The organism is Cyclobacterium sp. 1_MG-2023 (assembly GCF_030546805.1).
Lineage (GTDB): Bacteria > Bacteroidota > Bacteroidia > Cytophagales > Cyclobacteriaceae > Cyclobacterium.
In genome coordinates this window covers 1-20,248 of the sequence record NZ_JAUOPC010000023.1, presented here as the reverse complement: position 1 = coordinate 20,248, position 20,248 = coordinate 1, and the positions used below count along the sequence as shown (strand labels likewise).

Sequence of the window (20,248 nt, the reverse complement as noted above, 5' to 3'; positions counted from 1 at the left end):
ATTAAAAAGTAAGTTGTAGTCCTGCCATTAAGGTTCTGGCTGCAGGAAACTGACCATAATCAATACCTGTTCCCAAGGTAGAATCCACTCCCGTTCTTACTGCGATTTCCGGATCATATCCTGAATAATTGGTAAGGGTAAATAGGTTTTGACTGGATAGATATACCCTTATATTGGAGATGTAACCTTTGCTAAATGACTCCAAAGCTTGACTAGGGATGGTATAACCTATAGATAGATTTTTTAAACGGAAATAAGAGCCGTCTTCAATCCACCTTGAACTTGCTCTCGCATTTCTATTGGGATCGCCTGAAACTGCACGTGGGAAATCATTGGTAGGATTTGTTGGAGTCCAGCGATCCAAAACACCCACTCCGGCATTGAAAAGCCTGGTCATACCTTCTGTATGAAACCTCAACAAGTTGAAAATTTCATTTCCCTGTACCCCTTGCATGAAGAGGGTCATATCAAAATTCTTGTAGTTAGCGGATAGGTTCAATCCATAGGTGAAATCAGGTAAATAATGTCCCAATTTAGTCCTGTCTGCATCTGAAATGGTGCCATCTCCGTTTATATCCTTAAACCTAATATCACCTGGTGAGGCATTGGGTTGTTGGCTAATATCATCACCTTGCTGGAAAATCCCATCCATTTCCCATCCGTAAAAATAAGCAATTGGCTGACCTTCTTCAGTAAATGTCATTTGATCACCTTGAAAGCCCGGGCCAAAGATGGTGTTTCCTGATCCCAATGAGGTAAGCTCATTGTTTACAAACCCAATGTTTCCGTCTATGGAAAATTGTAAATCACCTGAGTACTTCCTGTATCCGGCAGTAAGTTCCAAACCCTTATTGGACACATTTCCTACATTGGCAACTGGTGCACCATCATAGCCTAGTGATGGAGGAATGGGAACACCTAGAATCATTCCTTCTGTGGTGTTATCATACCATTCAAGGGAAAAGTTAACCTTGTCATTCAATAGGCCCAAATCCAATCCAATGTTTTTCATAATGGTGGTCTCCCATCTTAGATTAGCATTGGCAAGACTAGATATGGTGCTGCCTCCTTGTAATGAACCAGCAAAATTGTAAAAGAAGTTACTGTTGATCGTTCCCTGATATACATAGTCACCTATTCTATCGTTTCCGGTTTCGCCATAACTTGCCCGTAATTTCAAATCACTTACTGCAGTCATGTCCGCCATAAATGATTCTTCACTTAACCTCCAACCTAAGGAAAGAGATGGAAAAGTCCCCCATTTATTGGAGGGGCCAAATCTAGACCCTCCGTCCCTTCTTACAGAGGCACTAATTAGGTATTTTTGTCCATAATCATAATTAATCCTTCCAATATAACTTATTAAAGCATATTCTGTTTTGTTTCCACTTGTGGTTTGGTTTTGGATTCCTTGCAATACACGAACATCATTGGTTAAATAATTTTGACCGTTTCCTGTTAATCCTGATTGTTTAAAGGTTTGTTGCTCCAATACTGCCAATGCACTAATGGTATGCTTGCCAATCGTCTTGTCGTAAGAAAGTTGGTTACTGATCAAGGGAGATACAAAGGTGGTCCTATTTTGCTGAATGGATGCAAAAGGTTGGAAATTAAAATCCCCGGCATCAAACCTAGGGGTGTAAATATCCTGTGTGCCGATGCCAATATCCAGCCCCACCAAAAACTTGTATTTTAAACCGTCATAAAGGTCCACATTGATGTAGCCTGTTCCAAGGATTTTAAAATCTTGCTGCCGGTTGGTTTTAAGCTCTGCATTCAAAACAGGATTTTCGGGATCTGATCCATCTACCCTGTCAGGAGACCTGAATCCTCCTAATCTGCTTGCATCTCTCACCGGTATATAAGGAACTTGCTTTACAATATGCTCTATTTGACTTCTACCTCCTGAAAAAGGTTCATTGGCTCGGTCTGAATAGGCAAAGGTTAGGGTTTGACCGATACTGATCCTGTCATTAATATTAAAATCCGTATTGCTTCTAAAAGAAACTCGCTCAAAATCGGTTCCTCTCATGATGCCTTCTTGTTTGAAGTAGCCTACTGAAACATTGTATAATACAGATTCATTACCACCTGAAATGGCAATGTTATGGTCTTGAACAGGGGCGGACCTAAACATTTCAGCCTGCCAATCTGTGTTCACATTAGCGAATTCTCCCAGATCGTCAAATCTTTGAGGAGCAGGTTCACCTCCATTGGCCAAAAGGTCTCTACCAAAATCAAGGTATTGATCTCTATTGAGAAGGTCAAGTTGTTTCCAGGCTGTTTGTGTACCATAGTAGGAGTCTACAGTAACCTTTGCTGTACCTATTTGGCCTTTTTTGGTCGTGATTAATACCACACCATTTGCAGCCCTAGAACCGTAAATTGCGGCAGCTGAAGCATCTTTTAATACTTCTATGGATTCAATGTCTGCAGGGTTGATTTGATTGAGACCTCCCGCCGGCACCCCATCAATTACGTACAGGGGGTCGTTGTTTCCTACTGTACCGATACCTCTGACCCTGACAATGGGACTAGTTCCGGGAGCACCTGAATTGGTTACACTTACCCCTGCTGCTCTTCCCTGTAGTGTAGAAGCTAAATTTGGTACAGGTAATGCCCTGATTTGCTCACTGCTTATCGAGGAAATGGCCCCTGTCACTGTAGCTCTTTTCTGGGTACCATAACCCACCACCACCACTTCGGAAAGTGCCGAGAGTTCAGGTTCCAATGACACATCTATGATACTGTTGTTGCCAACCACTATCTCCTGAGTCTGAAAACCAATAAAAGAAATAGAAAGTATAGCATCTGAGGAGGGTACTTGAATAGAATATTTACCTTCTATATCAGTTGCAGTACCTTGGGTACTTCCTTTTATCAAAATGTTTACACCGGGTAAAGTTTCTTGCGTATCCGAAGAAGAAACGGTTCCCGTAATGGTTCGTTGTTGGGCATTTAAGGTTTGAAATGAGAGAATTAAAGCCACAAAGGCGACAAAAAATTGTCCTGAAAATATTTTTTTCAGGTACAATAATGGGTATTTGGTTTGATACATATTAGTTATTTTAGGTTTAATGAAATTGAAATTTTGGGCACTTAGTGATTTTACATAGGCTTAGGTTTTAAAAATTTATAATTGGATATTTTTATTATGGTATAATAATCAATGGAATTATATCTACCTCACGAAAAGAGGAGTCCTCTCCATTACACCAAGAAATTCTTTTCTTATGGACATCTTTATTACCTGAAACATTTCTATTATACGTCAAAAACAAAATCGGTAGACAGCAACTTGTATAAAGGCTTTTGCCACAGTTTAGCACCTTTAACATACCGATGAAAAACAGAATTTTAAATTAGAAACGATCTTAGGAACTAATCTATTAAAAATTATTTAATTTACTATTTAGTTTTATGGAAAATCAATTGGGAATTATACCTGTAGTCTGTTATTTTCCCCCATGTCCACACACCATTGAACAGTACCAAACCCATTCTATTTTACCCTTTGACAGGTTAAGTATTTTTTTAAACAATCTTTTAAAGCGTCTAAACGTTATCCATAAACATGTCTATTGATAATTAGGAGTAGATGCAATCTACTCCTAATGTGTTAGCGTAAAGAACTTGTTTTTCGATACACTGTTCAACCCCATTCGGGGGAGTAATAAAGCTAGTTACCAAACTGTCCGTAGGTAAAACCCACGGTTATTATAGTTCAGGTCCTACAGACCTGGGATTTGTGGGGTGATTGATGCCATCGATTAATCTTTTCAAAAAGTTTATTATAACGAAACCAAAGAAGCCTGACGGGCTTCAACAACAATAGCCATGGGTGCATACCCATGGACGGCCAATACTCGATTAATTCCTCAACCCCGACGCGGGTTGAACAGGGTTTTTTCAATTTTAAAGTAACAGATGGTCTTCCGGATGTACTTTTATTTTGATAATAAGGAGTAGATGCAATCTACTCCTGGTGGGGGACTTGATAGCAAATAGTTATTTAGATTTATGGTTCAATCCTATTGTAAGTAAGTCCTGTACCACCCACTTATTGGTTGGAATTAACATTAGGATGTTCTTAGATGGATGACTATTGAATTTCTATTTTCGATTCTAGCGTTTTTTAACTATTTTCGTTGGATAACATTATTGTTTATATGCTCGTTTATCAATACTAGTTAAGGGAAGCTATAAAGCCAAAGCATTATTATAATATGAAGCAGCTAACGATCAATATCGCAGACAATAAATTTGAAGTTTTCCTAGAGTTCATCAAAACCCTGGATTATGTGAAGGTGGAAGATAGCGAAGAAAAAGCATTGGAAGAACTGCAAAATAGTCTGATACAAGTAAAACTAATGAAGGAAGGAAAACTACCCAAGCAATCGACTGAAGACTTCCTCAATGAGTTATAAGGTAATCCCTACGCCTGAATTTAAAAAGCTGGTTAAAAAGCTGGTTAAAAAACTGGCCAAAAAGTACCCTCCCCTAAGAATAGATATACTGTAACTAATTGATAATCTGGTCGAAAATACGGAATTCCTCTAGGACATAACCTTTATAAGATTCGGATGAAGATATCTTCAAAAAATAAAGGGAAGTCTGGAGGAGCAAGGGTGATCACCTTTATTGTGACCGAAGACAGGGAAGTTTATTTGTTGCACATCTATGATAAGAGCCAGCTCGAAAATCTGACCAAGGAACAGATCATCGAATTGATCAATAATGCTGGGTTGTAAATTAGCAGTAAACCTTTGGTTGTAATCCAATGTGGTACATTGATTTTTCCAAATATTTTGCGCCTTAAAGTTTAGATCATCGAAGGATTATACGGGGTTCTTATAGTTTTTTAAAACAACAGATGCTCTTCCGGATGTATTTTTCTTATGATAATAAGGAGTAGATGCAATCTATTCCTAGTGTAGTGGCAAAAAAGGCGGAATCATTCAAATAACTAAATTTTTATATCAATAAAAAATTAGTTATTTTTATTGAATAATTAGTTACAGCCTAGTAAGGGAAATGGACTAAATTTATGTTTATTGATTTTATACCCTAACTCCCCGTGAATTTATTTAGTTATTTGAGATGAATTGTTTTTGAATGAGGATTATTTTTTATACAGTATGTTGCCTTTTATTTTCCAGTTGCATTACAGAATATACTTTGGACGGATCAGAGGATTTTGAGGAGCAATACAGTGTCAATGGGCTAATCAGGCCAGGTGTTCCAGCATCAGTTTATATTCATAAAGTTGGCGATTTGGGAAAAATGGAAACAATATCTGATCCGTCCAAACTTAGGGTTTGGATTACTTGGAATTGGGAAGGTGAGGAAAGAATCGATTCTTTACAGTTTTCGGTAGATTACTTTGAAGGAGATGCCGAACTCAAGTCCAATACTACGTATCACCTAAATGTACTTCTTCCTGATGGAAAATTGATAAAAGCCGCAACTAACATTCCTTCACCGGCTCCTTCCTATGATGTTTATTTAAAATTCCCGGCTGGCTTTGTTCAGTTGGATAATATTACCGGACCATTTTCCAGGTTTGTGTTGACGATGCCTGATTCATTGATTGAGACTAAATATTATGAATCCATGCTTTTGCAGGTAGAGGAGAATGATGTGTCAAAATTTAAAATACAGTACTGTCGAAACGATGATACAGCGACATTAATCGAAAATTTGCCCTCAAATTACCTGCCTTATTTCCTTTTCCAAAACAACAAAGGAGACAAGCTTCCCATGACCTTAAATTTTGATAGCGTTAAAGCTAATCCTTTTTCTAATAGATTTATTTTTCGACTATCCTCCGTGTCCGAACAGTATTTTAGGTATAAAAAATCTCTACTTCAACACCTGGATGTCTTGTCTCATAATTCTGAATTTGACGCCCCCATGCTATTTTTCCCTGATATTTTTAAAGAGCTGCAACCTGTTTATTCCAATATTGAGGGTGCTGAAGGCGTTTTTGCCGGCTACAACCCTACCGATCTTTCTGTAACCTGCAATCTGTCCGGCTATGAGTGTATTTAAAACTGCGATTACAGGTTTTCTTTGCCTAATGAGTATCAGTTTATTGGCGCAAACCACTACGCTAAAGGGAAAAGTCAAAGATGCCGAAAGTGGAGAGGTATTGATAGGAGCAGCTATATATGATACTTTATCCGAAACCGGAACCTTTACCAATGATTTCGGTTATTTTCAGTTGTCTTTGCCTGACGATTCCGCAGGAGTTCTCCGAATAAGTCATTTAGGTTATGAAATGTTTGTTCTGGAATACACTACAGCCGACACAAAAAAAATGCTTTCGGTGGAATTAATTCCTCTAAACCTAAATGAAGTTGTGGTGCAGGCAGAACGCTTGGTAGCAATAAAATCAGGATCTGCGATCACTATAAATGATCCCTCCGAACTTTCCTTACCAACCTTAAAACCTGAGATTGATATTTTAGATATAATAAAAAATCAACCGGGAGTTCAGCAAACGCTGGAAGGGTCTACTGGGTTTTCTGTACGTGGTGGAAATCCTGACCAGAACCTCGTGGTAATGGATGGTATCCCCGTATATAACGGAGGACATTTTGGTGGTTTTGTGTCTATTTTTGATCCTTTTGCGATAAGTAAGCTCACTTTTTATAAAGGTGGTTTTCCTGCCAGATTTGGAGGAAGGGCTTCTTCAATACTGGATGTCCATCTCAAGCAAGGGGACATGAACGCCTATCATGGGGAATTTCTGATCGGGCCATTGTTCAGTAAACTTGCTCTGGAAGGGCCTATTAAAAAGGGGAAATCCTCCTTTTTGGTGTCTTTTCGTAAGTCCAATGTTGATCTAGTTCTTGGTTCTTTATATTTAATCAACAAACCTGAGGAAAGATATGGCTTGAAGTTTCATGATTTGACTGTAAAACTAAATCATCAATTTAGTGAAAAAAGCAACCTTTATTTTTCCTTTTATCAGGGAAGGGATAGGATTTGGGAAAAGCTGGACAGAGATTATTTTTCCGGAGACCAACCTGCAAATTTTTCCTTCAACCGAACCAACTCCTGGGGTAATTTATTTGCCAATCTAAGATGGGGGAAGGTTATTGGAAATAAACTTCATTTGAACACATCGGTAGCGCTTTCAAGTTATAATTATGATTATTCCCAAGAGGACCATTCTACAAGAGAAGAGAGTACCGATATGAGAAATATCAATAATTATGGGGTGGCTGTAAAAGATTACCTTTTCAAATCAGAATTGGAATATTACCTAAAGAAGAATGTCCAAGTGGATGTGGGTGGTCAATTGATTTTTCATGACTTTACGCCAGTAGATACTTACAGGTATCAACTGGATCAATCCGGTTTTGGAGCAACAGAAAGGCAAGAAAATGTAAATTTAAATGCCTTCGAGGCCTTTGGTTATGCTCAGGCCTCCATTCACAATAAAAAAAGAAACCTTCATTTTAGGCCCGGACTGAGATTTGGGGTTTACGCTATAGATGCCAGCAATTTTTTTTCACTTCAGCCTCGAATAATGTTAACCTATCAAGTCCGAGAGGATATAGGAATGGAATTGGACTACAGCAAATCTTTTCAGCCGGTGCACTCGCTTAATTCTTCCGGCACCTCTCTGGAACCGGATATTTGGATTCCTGCCACCAGGAAGTTGGCTCCGGTAGAAAGCCATACTGTTTCTTTTTCAGTGACAAAGAACCATAAAAATTGGTCAGCAAGTGGCGGTTTGTTCTATAGAACGCTCGAGAATTTAATTGAGATCAACAGAAATAATGGTTTGTCCATAGCAACCACCGAATGGGAAGAGTCAATATTGGGTGGGGGAGAGGGAAGTGCTTATGGCCTGGAAATTGCGGGTGATAGACGTTTTGAGCGGTTGCTGGTTTCAGCCAATTATACCTTTAGCAGGTCATTCCGAAAATTTGACCTGATCAATAATGGTGAAAAATTTCCATTTATCTTTGACCGGCCACATGCTTTTATTCTGGAAGGCAGCTACAAAATATCTTCCCGTTCATCCTTATCATTGCTTGGAACCATTCAATCTGGTCAACCTTTTACCCTAACCAATAAAAGCAATTTTCTCATAACAAATGCCTATTTCAGCAATTTAGCTGGAGCTGATATTGCTAACAATTATGACTTGAATACTCCCTTTCCTGTATTTTTTCAGGAAACGTTGGTTACAGAAAATATTAATGCGCTAAGAATGCCAATCTACCACCGAATCGATCTGGCTTATTCAAATAAAAAAAGATGGAAAAATGGGTTCTTACGAGAATGGAATGTTTCTGTATACAATGTAATGAACAGAAAAAACCCCTATTTTATTTATTTGAATGCCAATAGCAATGGTTTTGAACAATTTACCCTGATGCCTATTTTGCCTTCCTTTAGTTATAAATTAAAATTTTAATTTCCATGAAAAAACTACCTAATCTTTTTTTCAAGTACCTTATCTATTCCCTATTAATTTTAATGATTGGCTGTGGAGAGGATTTTGAACCTAACTTTCTAGAAAAACCAGATTTAACGATTCTTCCCGGAGAGGAAACACAGCAAGTATTAATTGGCCAGGAAATAGTTTATGACATATTGCTAACAGGAGAGGATACCAAGTTCACATCGCTTACTGTAATATTGTCTTATGGTGACGCAACAGAGGAGTACAAACTGGTAGACAATGAAATCGATGATTTTATCGAAACTCCCTTCAGTGAAAAGTTTTCCTTTCAGCCCACTCAGGAGATGGTTGGAAAGCCGGTTACCTTACAATTTAGCTATATGATAGCATTAACAACCAATTCAGGTGGTGAGGTATTCTCCGAAAAGAGTAAAACTATCAATGTACTTGTTGAGGAATAGGCAAGGTATTGATGTTAGATGAAGACATGATTCCCTTGGCTAAGCATTTAGGTTAAACTTCGACCAGGCTTTGAAAATGGTATTTGTTAAAAACTTTTACCACATTAATTATTAAACCAATCCTAGAAGTAGGATCAATCTACGACTAGGCTTATAGCGAAAGTGAACTTGTTTTTCGTATCACTGTTCAACCCCATCCGGGGTTGAGGAAAAGGTAGGTAACAGCTTCTCCGTGAGTTTCCACTCACGGTTATTATTGTTCAGGTCCTTCAGACCTGGGATTTGTGAGATAATTGATGCTATCGATTTAGTTCTTTCGAATAGTCCATTATAACGAAACCAAAGAAGCCTGTAGGTCTTCAATAATAATAGCCATGGTTGCAAACCTATGGACGGTGAATTTCCCATCATTTCCTCAACCCTGACGCGGGTTGAACAGGGTTCGTTTAATTTTTTAAACTAGCAGATGGTCTTCCGGATATACATGTCTTTCAATAATTAAGGAGAATTATACCTGTAGTCTGTTATTTTCCCCCATGTCCACACACCATTGAACAGCGCCAAACCCATTCTATTTTACCCTTTGACAGGTTAAGTATTTTTTTAAACAATCTTTTAAAGCGTCTAAATGTTATCCATAAACATGTCTATTGATAATTAGGAGTAGATGCAATCTACTCCTAATGTGTTAGCGAAAAAGAACTTGTTTTTAGACCCACTGTTCAACCCCATCCAGGGTTGAGAGAAAGGTAGGTAACAGCTTTTCCGTGAGTTGCCACTCACGGTTATTATTGTTCAGGTCCTTCAGACCTGGGATTTGAGAGGTAATTTATGCTATCGATTTAGTTCTTTCGAATGGTCCATTATCACGAAACCAAAGAAGCCTATAGGGCTTCAACAACAATAGCCATGGGTGCAAACCCATGGACGGCCAATACTCGATTAATTCCTCAACCCCGACGCGGGTTGAACAGGGTTTTTTCAATTTTAAAGTAACAGATGGTCTCCCGAATATACATGTGTTTCGATAATTAAGGAGTAGATGCAATCTATTCCTAGCAGAGAGGCTTGATAGCAAATAGTTATTTCGGTTTATGGTTCAACCCTATTGTAAGTAAGTCCTGTACCTCCCACTTATTGGTTGGAATTAATATTAGGGATGTTCTTAGATGGATGACTATTGAATTTCTATTTTCGATTCTAGCGTTTTTTAACTATTTTCGTTGGATAACATTATTGTTTATATGCTCGTTTATCAATACTAGTTAAGGGAAGCTATAAAGCCAAAGCATTATTATAATATGAAGCAGCTCACGATCAATATCGCAGACAATAAATTTGAAGTTTTCCTAGAGTTCATCAAAACCCTGGATTATGTGAAGGTGGAAGATAGTGAAGAAAAAGCATTGGAAGAACTGCAAAATAGTCTGATACAAGTGAAACTAATGAAGGAAGGAAAACTACCCAAGCAATCGACTGAAGACTTCCTCAATGAGTTATAAGGTAATCCCTACGCCTGAGTTTAAAAAGCTGGCTAAAAAGTATCCTTCCCTAAAAACCGACTTACAACATCTGATTGAAACCTTGGTCGAAAACCCTGTATTAGGTATTCGTCTTGGACATAACCTTTATAAGATTCGGATGAAGATATCTTCCAAGAATAAAGGGAAGTCTGGTGGAGCGAGAGTAATCACCTTTATTGTGACCGAAGACCGGGAAGTTTATTTGTTGCACATCTATGATAAAAGTCAGCTCGAAAATCTGACCAAGGAACAGATCATCGAATTGATCAATAATGCTGGGTTGTAAAGAAGCAGAAAACCTTTGGTTGTAATCCAATGTGGGACATTGATTTTTCCAAATATTTTGCACCTTAAAGTTCATCCCCCTAGAGGGTTGTTCAGGGTTCATTCAATTTTTTAAAGTAACAGGTGGTCTTCCGTATATACATGTCTTTCGATAATTAAGGAGTAGATGCAATCTACTCCTGGTGGTGATAATTAAGTGTATAGGTAAGTTGTGAAAATGCAAATTTGTATTTATATAATATTATTGTAAACCTCTAAAATGAAAATGTAATTAGATAAATTGCAATTGTAGGTTGCTAAAATGGAAATGTAAGTGGGGAAAACGCAGTTGTAGGTGGGGAAAACAGAAATGTAAATCGCTAAAATGCAAATGGTGGTGGGAAAAATAGAAATGTAAGCTGCTAAAACGCAATTGTAAGATAGAAAAACCAAAACCTAAGAGGCATTTCCATTTTAGCAATGGTGATTTACCCAAGCGTGTTTTTGCTTCGGTTTCCAATTCTTTAATAATTGATGCATCCTCGGCATAATAACTGAGAAGCAACCTGAACCTTGGCTAAGGTTTTAGTGCAGACCGTTTATCAAATTTAGGCATGCCCAAATTGATCTAAAAGCGTCTATTGTAGGTCTTTCGTTTAAATATGATTAATTTAATTGCTGTTTAATTCAATCCAGATTAGGTAAGAAAATCCCGGTTCTTATAAGGAAGTGATTGCAATTGGTAATAGAAAAGCAATTGCCTATTTCGGGTTCAATACAATTTTAAAATATAACAATAGCACATACAGGTCCATTGGGTCATGTGGTACAATTTTAATTTACTATGCATCTAAAACATTTAAAGGGATCCATTTGGTTTTTACTGCCCCTGCTCATTTTCTCTTGTAAAAAAGAGTCCGAATTAGGAATCAAGGACCTAGCGGCCAATGAGGACGTGGCCAATTTTATGGAAAATTACAAGGGTAGAGGTGTATTGACCGACAGCCTGGCAACCCCTACGGCTCCCGAAGATGTGCTAAAGGATTTCACTATTCCGCAAGATTTGTCTTTGGAATTGGTGCTTTCAGAGCCTGAAATTGCTCAGCCCATACAGGTTAGTTTTGACCATAAGGGTAGAATGTGGGTGGTGCAATACCAGCAATATCCTTACCCTAAAGGTTTGAAAATTACGGCCATTGACAACCATACTCGGGTGAAGTTTGATAAAAAATTGGACCCGCCACCGGCAGGAGCAAAAGGAGCAGATAGGATTACCTTTTTTGAAGATACAGATGGGGATGGCAAATACGATAAAAGCACAGATGCCATCTCGGGTTTGAATATTACCACAGGTGTAGCCCTGGGAAGAAAGAAAATATGGGTGCTTAGTCCTCCTTTTTTATTGGCCTATGCGGATGAGAATGAGGATGGATTACCTGAAGGCGATCCTGAAGTACATTTGGAAGGTTTTGGTTTGGAGGATACCCATGCGGTTGCCAATAGCTTAAGATGGGGGCCTGATGGTTGGCTATATGGAGCTCAAGGAAGTACGACTACCGCCAATATCAACTCAAAAGTCACTAAAAACGTAGCTTTCCTTGGCCAGGCGATCTGGCGTTACCACCCAGAGACCAATGTCTTTGAGCTTTTCTCCGAAGGTGGAGGCAACAATGCCTTTAATGTGGAATTCGATCGGAAAGGCAGGATATTTTCAGGAACCAATGGCTATGACAGAGGCCCTTACTACAAACAAGGCGCCTATTATATCAAAAGCTGGGGCAAACATGGGCCCTTAACCAATCCTTATGCTTTTGGCTACCTGCCCAATATGCCTTTGGAAGGAGAAAAGAAAAGATTTACCCATTCATTGATCAAATATGAGGGAGCGGCTTTGCCAGCCCATTACAATGACCTAATGTTTGCGATCAATCCCTTGCATAATTTCATTCAGCTGACGGCATTTACAGAGAAAGGTTCCTCTTTTGAAAATGTGGACAAGGAAATCGTTTTGTCCACCACGGACAAATGGTTTAGACCTGTGGATATCAAATTAGGGCCTGATGGGGGTATTTATATTGCAGACTGGTACGATAGCAGGTTGTCCCATGTGGATCCAAGAGATACTTGGCACAAGACCAGTGGAAGAATCTACAGGCTAGGCCCCAAGAATGGAGACAAACACATTCAATCCTTTGATATAAGCAGCTATTCCAATGAGGAATTGGTGCAATTGCTTTCCCATGAAAACAAATGGTTCCGTCAGGAAGCCTTGAGACAGTTTGGCGACCGGAAAGATCCAAGCAGTCTACCGTTATTGATCAATTTGTTGGAAACAGGAAATGAACAAGAGGCATTGGAAGCCCTTTGGGCCATTAACCTTACAGCGGGCATAAGCGATGAAATCGGCAAAATGGGACTGAATCACAAGGACCCTTTTGTAAGGATGTGGACGGTAAGGCTGCTTGGCGACAAGCAATCCCTTAGCCCAGCCATGTTCCAGGAACTTCAAAAACTAGCAACAAAAGAGTCACATCCAGAGGTGAGGTCACAACTGATGGCATCAGCCAAAAGACTGCCTTCCAAGCAGACTTTTTCACTTATAGAAAACTTGCTGAATAACCATGAGGATAGCGAGGATCCTGATATACCATTATTGACATGGTGGGCTCTGGAAGAAAAAGCAACAACAGATAGAGAAGGGGTATTGGCCATGATGGCCGATGATAAAATATGGCAACATCCAATTATGGAAAAGGTACTGCTAGGCAGATTAATGCAGCGGTACATTATGGAAGGTGGTGCGGAAAACTTTGCCATGGCTACCCAATTATTGGAAGAAGCACCTTCATCCAAACATGTCAAAATATTGATTGAAGGACTACAGGAAGGTTTGTTAGGAAGAGAGATGGTTACCCTTCCAGATAATTTGCTGAAAATATTAGAGAAAAACAACAAGGAATTGGGAGACTCTCCGCTTACCCTGGCCTTAAGGCGCAGGGAAGAAAAAGCCTTGGCAGAAGCATTGAAGATCATCAAAGATCCTAATGCAGAAATCGGATTAAGGTTGTCCTATATTCAGGTCCTGGGAGAAATCAATCAGGATGAAGTGGTTCCTGACCTTTTGAATCTGGTTAAAAATGGCCAATCTTCTCCTGTCATCAAGCAAACTGCTTTGCATGCCTTGCAATCCTACAACCAAAAGGAAATTGGAGAACAACTGTCAAAGGCATATCCGGGATTCAGGGACAATGTCTATGTGAGGGAAGCTGCCATTTCTTTGTTTGCAAGTCGAAAGGAATGGGCGATGGACTTTTTCAATGAAATCGAACAGCCCAAAACCATAAGCCCCGATGACGTAGAGTATCACCTTGCCAGACGATTCAGGTTACTCCAGGATGAGCAAATCAACGAAAGAGCTGACAGGATATGGCCGAGCAGTAAGTTGTTGACTTCGGAAGAAAAGACCAAAAGAATCAATGCTTACGGAAAGTTGATTGGAACAGGTGAGCAGAATGTAAAGAAAGGGCGAACACTCTTTTTGAGCAATTGTGGTTCCTGTCACCAACTGAATGGAGAGGGTGGGGTCTCCGGTCCGGAGCTTACCGGCTATGATCGATCCAACCCTGATTACCTGCTATTGCATATTGTTGATCCAAATGCAGACATCAGAGAAGGGTATGAAGTTCAAAGAATTGTAACTACTGATGGACGTATTCTCGAAGGAAGGCTAAAATCACAGAGTGGAGGAACGATTACCATTGATCCACCACTAGGGGGTAAATCTACCGTTTTGTCTCAGGAAAGAATTGCAGCCATGGAAGTACAGCAAACGACCTATATGCCAGAGCGGATATTGGAACCCCTTTCAGATGAAGAAATCAGTGACCTTTTTGCCTATTTGATGCAGGTTAAATAATTGTAAACCCAATACTATTTTAATATGATAAATTCCGGTAAAAGGAGAAAGTTTTTGACGGTAGCAGCTGCAACATTGGCTTCATTTGCCGGGACACAGCAGTTGTTTGGGAAGTCTACAGTTGACCTTTCTTCTAACTTAAAGGGTGAGGAAACTAACGTAAAGCATTTTGGTGCTAAAGGAGATGGCAAAACAGATGACACAGCAGCGATCCAAAAAGCAGTTGCCACAACAGGGAATCGTTTGATTTTCCCAAAAGGTCATTATAAGATTTCTAAAACCATTTTAATTGATCTGGCAAAAATGGGGTACGCCAGCATTAGGGGAAATGGTGATGCACAGGTGATTATGGCTGGTGCCGGTCCGGCATTTAAAATTGCAGGGACTCATTTTGGCTCAGCTGATCCTGAGGGATTTGATAAGAAGGTTTGGTCTTCAGAGCGCATGCCTTTAGTAGAAGGTTTGTCTATAGAAGGACAGCATAAAGCGGCTGTAGGCATTGAAGCCATAGGCACCATGCAGTTGACCATCACAAGGGTACAAGTAAGGCATACCCTTCATGCCATTCACCTGAAAGAAAACAACAGGAATTTAATCATTGCTGATTGTCACCTTTACGAAAACCATGGCATTGGCGTCTTTTATGATGGGGTCAATTTGCACCAATCCAATATTACGGGAAGCCATATCAGTTATAACAAGGAAGGTGGAATTGTCACCAAAGGGGGCAATATCAGAAATATACACATCACAGGCTGTGACATAGAAAGCAATATGGGTTCAGACAAAGCCCCCACTGCGAATGTGCTGATCGATTGCTCAGGTAGTGCAGTTGGAACCGCAGAAGTAGCCATTACGGGTTGCACCATTCAGCATAACCGCAATGCGCACAATTCAGCTAATATTCGAATCATTGGAAAAGATCCATCGGGAATTGGCAGTGAAAAAGAGCGCTGGGGAAATGTAACCATCACCGGAAATGTGCTGAGTGATGTGATGGTAAATATTGACTTGCAATATTGCAGGGGAGTGGTGGTTACCGGAAATACCATTTGGCAAGGCTATGATTACGGCTTATTGATGGAGGGCTGTAGCAATGTAGTGTTTGGATCAAATTTGTTTGATGCCAATGCCAATTATCCCTCCGGGACGCTACCATCCAATAAGTTATTGGTCACCAATAGTGAAGATTGTACCTTCTCAGGTGTGCAGGTTTATGGTTCCAAGGACAGCCTGGGTCTTGTTGTGCGTGATTCAAAGCGTATAAATATAGGGAATTGTAGCCTACTGAGTTGCGAAAAAGTTGGCCTCTTGTTGGACAATGTTACAGATAGCAAGGTTTCGGGATGCATGATTACCGCCTTAAACCCAAATGATAGTTCCTTTGAACCCATTCAAACCATTGGTGGACATGGAAATAAAATAACGGATTAGCCTCAGAGGTTTAAACAAAATCGAATAAAAAATGCATGTGATTTGCTTTTCAAAGAGTAGGATTTGGCTTGTTATTTTATTCTTGATGACAGGAATCCCTGGAAAAATTTTAGGTCAAACTGAAAATGAATTCCCTTTTCAGGCGCGTTTGTTGGACGAGAAATTTGACTTGCCCAATACCATGATGAAGGGAGTAGGGGAGTTTTTGGACCAGGCCCTTCAGAAAAGCAAGGCAACAAGAAATGATTTTTGGCAAAGGGATTTTACAAGTTCTGAAGCTTTCAATCAATCAATTGCTTCCCAAAGACAGGAATTGCAGGAGATTTTAGGGCTTATAGACAAGAGATCGGCTCCTTTTATGAGCTACCAGGAAAGTGGAGCGCTCGAACCCTATACTTTCGAGAATGAAAAATACACCATCTCTGCAGTAAAATGGCGGGTATTCGATGGAGTGTATGGGGAGTTTTATGCTGAAGGTTTGTTGATCAGCCCCAAAGGGGAGACCAAAGCCAGGGTGGTCTATGTTCCGGATGCAGCCACAGCACCGGAGGTTGTCGCGGGTATGACAGGAGAAGGTGAAACAGGTTTTGGTAGGGCTGCACATATGGCAAGAAATGGGGTTGAGGTGATGGTTCCTGTTTTACTTAACCGAAAAGACACTTTTTCAGGAAGTTCTATACAAGGAAAATTCACCAACCAAACCCATAGAGAGTACATTTACAGACAAGGCTTTATTCTGGGCAGGCATGTGATAGGCTATGAATTGCAAAAAGTATTGGCAGCAGTAGATTGGTTCCAAGCAAAAAATGAGCGGACAGGGAACCCACTGAAAATCGGTGTGGCCGGACATGGAGAAGGAGGGATGTTGTCCCTTTATGCGGCGGCCTTGGATTCTAGGATTTCTGCTTCATTGGTAAGTGGTTATTTTGACCAAAGAGAAAATATATGGAAGGAGCCAATTTATAGAAATGTCTTTGCCTTATTGAAAAAATTTGGGGATGCCGAGCTGGCGGTCATGAGTTGGCCGCAAAAGTTAAACATTGAAGATTCTTTGTATCCGGAAGCTTCAGGCCCACCGGCACCATCAGCCGGAAGGACTGGTGCTGCTCCTGGAGTCTTATCAATTCCGGAACTTTCTTCGGTGAAGGCAGAGTGGCAAAGGGCAGAAGCAATGCTTCCCAAAGGCAAAAGTAACCTTCGGTTTTTTGAGGGACGCAATGCTTTAGGAAATGGTGAGCAATCAGATAAATCCCTGTCAGTGTTTCTGAAGGATTTGGGGATAGAAGCTGAATTAAATGAAAAGAATACTTCTTTATTAAGCAGTGGCTTACCGAGTCATTGGCTTAATGTTGAACACAGGCAAGAAAGGGCTGTAAGAGCTATGGAAAACCATGTGCAGCAACTTATTCCCGCTTCTGAGACTATCCGGAACACTACTTTTTGGCAGACCCTTGATAGCAATTCGGGAGATTTGAAAGCCATAAAATCAGCCCATAGGGCAAGGTTATGGGAAGAATTAGGGAAGTTGCCCGATCCGAATGTGCCAAACAATACAGAAGCGAGATTTTATGCGGAAACAGAAGGTTGGACAGCCTATGAAGTGAAACTGGATGTTTGGGAAGGAGTTTTTGCCTGGGGGATTTTACTGGTGCCAAAAGGAGTAGACCTAACAATGCCTTTGGCGGCTGTGGTTACCCAGCATGGCTTAGAAGGTTTACCCAAAGATGTTTTGACCAAAGATAAGACTGAAAGGGCATATAAACCCTATAAAGGATTTGCTTCAGACTTGGCAGATAGGGGCTATGTGGTATTTGCCCCACACAACTTATATTGGGGTCAAGATAATTTTAGGGTATTACAAAGAAAAGCCAACCCATTGGGTTTGTCCCTTTACTCTATCATTACAGGTCAGCACCAATGTATTGTAGACTGGTTAGGTCAGCAGGATTTTGTGGATTCGGAGAGAATTGGGTTTTATGGCCTGTCTTATGGCGGTAAAACAGCCATGCGGGTTCCAGCCCTGGTTGAAGGTTATGCATTGTCTATTTGTTCAGGCGACTTTAATGAATGGGTGCGAAAAGTAGCAAGCACAGATTATGAGGCTTTCAACAGTTATCCCTTTACCGGAGAGTATGAAATTCCTGAGTGGAACCTGGCCAATACATTCAATTATGCTGAAATGGCAGCCTTAATTGCTCCCAGACCATTTATGGTAGAAAGAGGCCATAAGGATGCGGTTGGAACGGACAAATGGGTGGCTTATGAGTATGCCAAAGTCAGAAGGCATTATGCGAATATTCAGCAGGAAGGTTCCACCAAGATTGCTTATTTTAATGATGGACATACCATTAACGGGAAGGAAAGCTTTGCCTTTTTGGACAGGTTTTTGAAAAATGCTAAATGAGTTTGTATTGTAGGGTATTTAGTGACGAATCCAATCAACCGAACCCTGAGCGGAGTCGAAGGGGTAGGCATTACGCGTACGCAACCCTTAGGCTTCGGCTCCGCTCAGCCACCGGGTAGAGCGTTCACTCAGCCACCGGGGAACTACAATAGGTTTACAATTTACGTAATAACCCCCCCCCTTGGTCCCTCCGCCGCGGCGGAGGGATTTTGTGCTTTCAGGAATGATAGTGTTTTTACTAACTTTACATTAAGTCAGCTCGTTTCAAAGGAACAATTCAGCCATAAATTCCCATTTCCGCAAATCCCCCTGATAATGGGGTATGGGGGATGGGTATATTACTGTTTATCAGTGTGTTATTTTGTCAGAAAGTCATCCATATTACCGGACCCTGAGCGGAGCCGAAGGGGTAGGTATTGCGCGTACGTAACCCTTAGGCTTCGGCTCCGCTCAGCCGCCGGGTATTTAATTCATTCAGCCGTTAGGTATCGGCTCTGTCTGCACAGCCACCGGGTATTGAGATCACTTAGCCGTTAAGTGTCGGCTTCGCTCAGCCACCGGGGAACTACAATAGGTTTACAGTTTACGTCAAAAATCCCCCTTGGTCCCTCCGCCGCGGCGGAGGGATTTTGTGCTTTCAGGAATGATAGTGTTTTTACTAACTTTACATTAAGTCAGCCCGTTTCAAAGGAACAATTCAGTATTAAATTTCCATTACCGCAAATCCCCTGACAATGGGGTATGGGGGATGGGTATATTACTGTTTATCAGTGTGTTATTTTGTCAGAAAGTCATCCATATTACCGGACCCTGAGCGGAGTCGAAGGGGTAGGTATTACGCGTACGCAACCCTTAGACTTCGGCTCCGCTCAGCCGCCGGGTAGAGCGTTTACTCAGCCGTTAGTTATCGGCTCCGCTCAGCCACCGGGTAGAGAAATTAAATTCCCCTATAACCGGGAGGATCAATGCCTTGAGCCCTTATATAGGCAATGGCTGCTCCTCTATGATGCGTCGTATGGTCATCCAGCAATCCTACCATTTGTCTACGGGTGATTTTTCCGGCAAAAGAATCTATTTTTTCTGATAACTGTGCCTCAGAGAGAGAAGAAATGGTTTTTTTACCATAATCATAAGCCTTGGTGATAAACTCTTTCATCTCAGCTTTGGTTTGCGGTTTTGCTGAAGCATCGAAATCCATTTCACCACCGAGCAAAAACCCTTTGGAGATATTGGCTGCAGCCGCACCTATGTGCGTGATTTGCTCCCTGAAAGACATGGCAGATTCATGGAGTTTGTCGTCTAACTTGTCATCAGGCATTTTATCAATGGCTTCAAGGGTAAAAGCCTTGCTGTTTTCCCATTTGGCCAGAAACTCTTCCATGGTAGTTTGGGCATGGCTACTCGCCATTCCAATAAGAAGAAAAAGAGCGGTTAGTAGAATGTTTGTTATTTTCATCGTTTTTGGGTTTGGGTAGAATCTAAAGTTCGGGAATTATTTTTGTATTTCTATGGGCTGTCCAATTATCTCAAGCTTATACTTTAAAATGTTTACGTCAAAAATCCCCCTTGGTCCTTTCGCCGCGGCGGAGGGATTTCGTACTTTCAGGATTGATGGATTCGTTAATAACTTTCAATTGAGTCAGCCCATTTCAAAGCATCCAATTCAGCCATAGAATCCCATTTCTGCAAATCACTCTTGACAAGGAGAAGGTACTGGTAGTACGTTACCCTAAGGCTTCGGCTCCGCTCAGCCACCGGGTATTGAGTTCACGCAGCCGTTAGGTATCGGCTCCGCTCAGCCACCGGGTATTGAGTTCACGCAGC

12 protein-coding genes are annotated in these 20,248 nt (G+C 40.7%); 10 read left to right on the top strand and 2 right to left on the bottom strand.

Going from position 1 to position 20,248, the window contains the following annotated elements; all coding sequences use genetic code 11:
• Position 1: 1 nt before the first annotated feature.
• On the bottom strand, positions 2-3,058 hold the full coding sequence (locus Q4534_RS22960) for a TonB-dependent receptor (protein WP_303615501.1): 3,057 nt from the start codon (positions 3,056-3,058) through the stop codon (positions 2-4).
• A gap of 1,168 nt (positions 3,059-4,226) precedes the next feature.
• On the opposite strand from Q4534_RS22960, the gene Q4534_RS22955 reads away from it, so the two are divergent.
• The 10 genes from Q4534_RS22955 (at position 4,227) to Q4534_RS22910 (ending at position 18,424) form a co-directional block, all read left to right on the top strand.
• Positions 4,227-4,427 carry a hypothetical protein gene (locus tag Q4534_RS22955; RefSeq protein WP_048640128.1) on the top strand — a complete coding sequence of 67 codons (201 nt, stop codon included), beginning with the start codon at positions 4,227-4,229 and terminating at the stop codon, positions 4,425-4,427.
• A gap of 156 nt (positions 4,428-4,583) precedes the next feature.
• Positions 4,584-4,751, top strand: a complete 168-nt coding sequence (locus Q4534_RS22950; RefSeq protein WP_242067759.1) for a type II toxin-antitoxin system RelE/ParE family toxin — start codon at positions 4,584-4,586, stop codon at positions 4,749-4,751.
• Positions 4,752-5,115: 364 nt separating this feature from the next.
• Positions 5,116-6,051, top strand: coding sequence for a DUF4249 domain-containing protein (locus Q4534_RS22945; protein WP_303615500.1), 936 nt, complete (start codon positions 5,116-5,118; stop codon positions 6,049-6,051).
• Positions 6,038-8,434 carry a TonB-dependent receptor gene (locus tag Q4534_RS22940; RefSeq protein WP_303615499.1) on the top strand — a complete coding sequence of 799 codons (2,397 nt, stop codon included), beginning with the start codon at positions 6,038-6,040 and terminating at the stop codon, positions 8,432-8,434. Before Q4534_RS22945 ends, Q4534_RS22940 begins: the two co-directional genes overlap by 14 nt.
• Before the next feature lie 5 nt (positions 8,435-8,439).
• Positions 8,440-8,883, top strand: coding sequence for a hypothetical protein (locus tag Q4534_RS22935; RefSeq protein ID WP_303615498.1), 444 nt, complete (start codon positions 8,440-8,442; stop codon positions 8,881-8,883).
• 1,301 nt (positions 8,884-10,184) lie between these two features.
• Positions 10,185-10,385 (top strand): hypothetical protein, encoded by a 201-nt coding sequence (locus Q4534_RS22930; protein WP_048640128.1) that lies wholly within the window; start codon positions 10,185-10,187, stop codon positions 10,383-10,385.
• Positions 10,375-10,692 (top strand): type II toxin-antitoxin system RelE/ParE family toxin, encoded by a 318-nt coding sequence (locus tag Q4534_RS22925; RefSeq protein ID WP_303615497.1) that lies wholly within the window; start codon positions 10,375-10,377, stop codon positions 10,690-10,692. Before Q4534_RS22930 ends, Q4534_RS22925 begins: the two co-directional genes overlap by 11 nt.
• Positions 10,693-11,514: 822 nt before the next feature.
• Positions 11,515-14,586 (top strand): PVC-type heme-binding CxxCH protein, encoded by a 3,072-nt coding sequence (locus Q4534_RS22920; protein ID WP_303615496.1) that lies wholly within the window; start codon positions 11,515-11,517, stop codon positions 14,584-14,586.
• A 24-nt stretch (positions 14,587-14,610) separates the two neighbouring features.
• Positions 14,611-16,020, top strand: coding sequence for a right-handed parallel beta-helix repeat-containing protein (locus Q4534_RS22915; protein ID WP_303615495.1), 1,410 nt, complete (start codon positions 14,611-14,613; stop codon positions 16,018-16,020).
• 85 nt (positions 16,021-16,105) lie between these two features.
• Positions 16,106-18,424, top strand: coding sequence for a prolyl oligopeptidase family serine peptidase (locus tag Q4534_RS22910; protein WP_303615494.1), 2,319 nt, complete (start codon positions 16,106-16,108; stop codon positions 18,422-18,424).
• Positions 18,425-19,361: 937 nt separating this feature from the next.
• On the opposite strand, the gene Q4534_RS22905 is transcribed toward Q4534_RS22910, so the two are convergent.
• Entirely contained in the window at positions 19,362-19,880 is a 519-nt protein-coding gene (locus tag Q4534_RS22905; RefSeq protein WP_303615493.1) for a DinB family protein, read from the bottom strand.
• Between the last annotated feature and the right edge of the window lie 368 nt (positions 19,881-20,248).

Coding starts and splice junctions, on each gene's coding strand:
- Q4534_RS22925 (WP_303615497.1), top strand. CDS start 10,375: ATGAGTTATAAGGTAATCCCTACGCCTGAGTTTAAAAAGCTGGCTAAA.
- Q4534_RS22940 (WP_303615499.1), top strand. CDS start 6,038: ATGAGTGTATTTAAAACTGCGATTACAGGTTTTCTTTGCCTAATGAGT.
- Q4534_RS22930 (WP_048640128.1), top strand. CDS start 10,185: ATGAAGCAGCTCACGATCAATATCGCAGACAATAAATTTGAAGTTTTC.
- Q4534_RS22910 (WP_303615494.1), top strand. CDS start 16,106: ATGACAGGAATCCCTGGAAAAATTTTAGGTCAAACTGAAAATGAATTC.
- Q4534_RS22905 (WP_303615493.1), bottom strand. CDS start 19,880: ATGAAAATAACAAACATTCTACTAACCGCTCTTTTTCTTCTTATTGGA.
- Q4534_RS22960 (WP_303615501.1), bottom strand. CDS start 3,058: ATGTATCAAACCAAATACCCATTATTGTACCTGAAAAAAATATTTTCA.
- Q4534_RS22920 (WP_303615496.1), top strand. CDS start 11,515: ATGCATCTAAAACATTTAAAGGGATCCATTTGGTTTTTACTGCCCCTG.
- Q4534_RS22945 (WP_303615500.1), top strand. CDS start 5,116: ATGAGGATTATTTTTTATACAGTATGTTGCCTTTTATTTTCCAGTTGC.
- Q4534_RS22950 (WP_242067759.1), top strand. CDS start 4,584: ATGAAGATATCTTCAAAAAATAAAGGGAAGTCTGGAGGAGCAAGGGTG.
- Q4534_RS22935 (WP_303615498.1), top strand. CDS start 8,440: ATGAAAAAACTACCTAATCTTTTTTTCAAGTACCTTATCTATTCCCTA.
- Q4534_RS22915 (WP_303615495.1), top strand. CDS start 14,611: ATGATAAATTCCGGTAAAAGGAGAAAGTTTTTGACGGTAGCAGCTGCA.
- Q4534_RS22955 (WP_048640128.1), top strand. CDS start 4,227: ATGAAGCAGCTAACGATCAATATCGCAGACAATAAATTTGAAGTTTTC.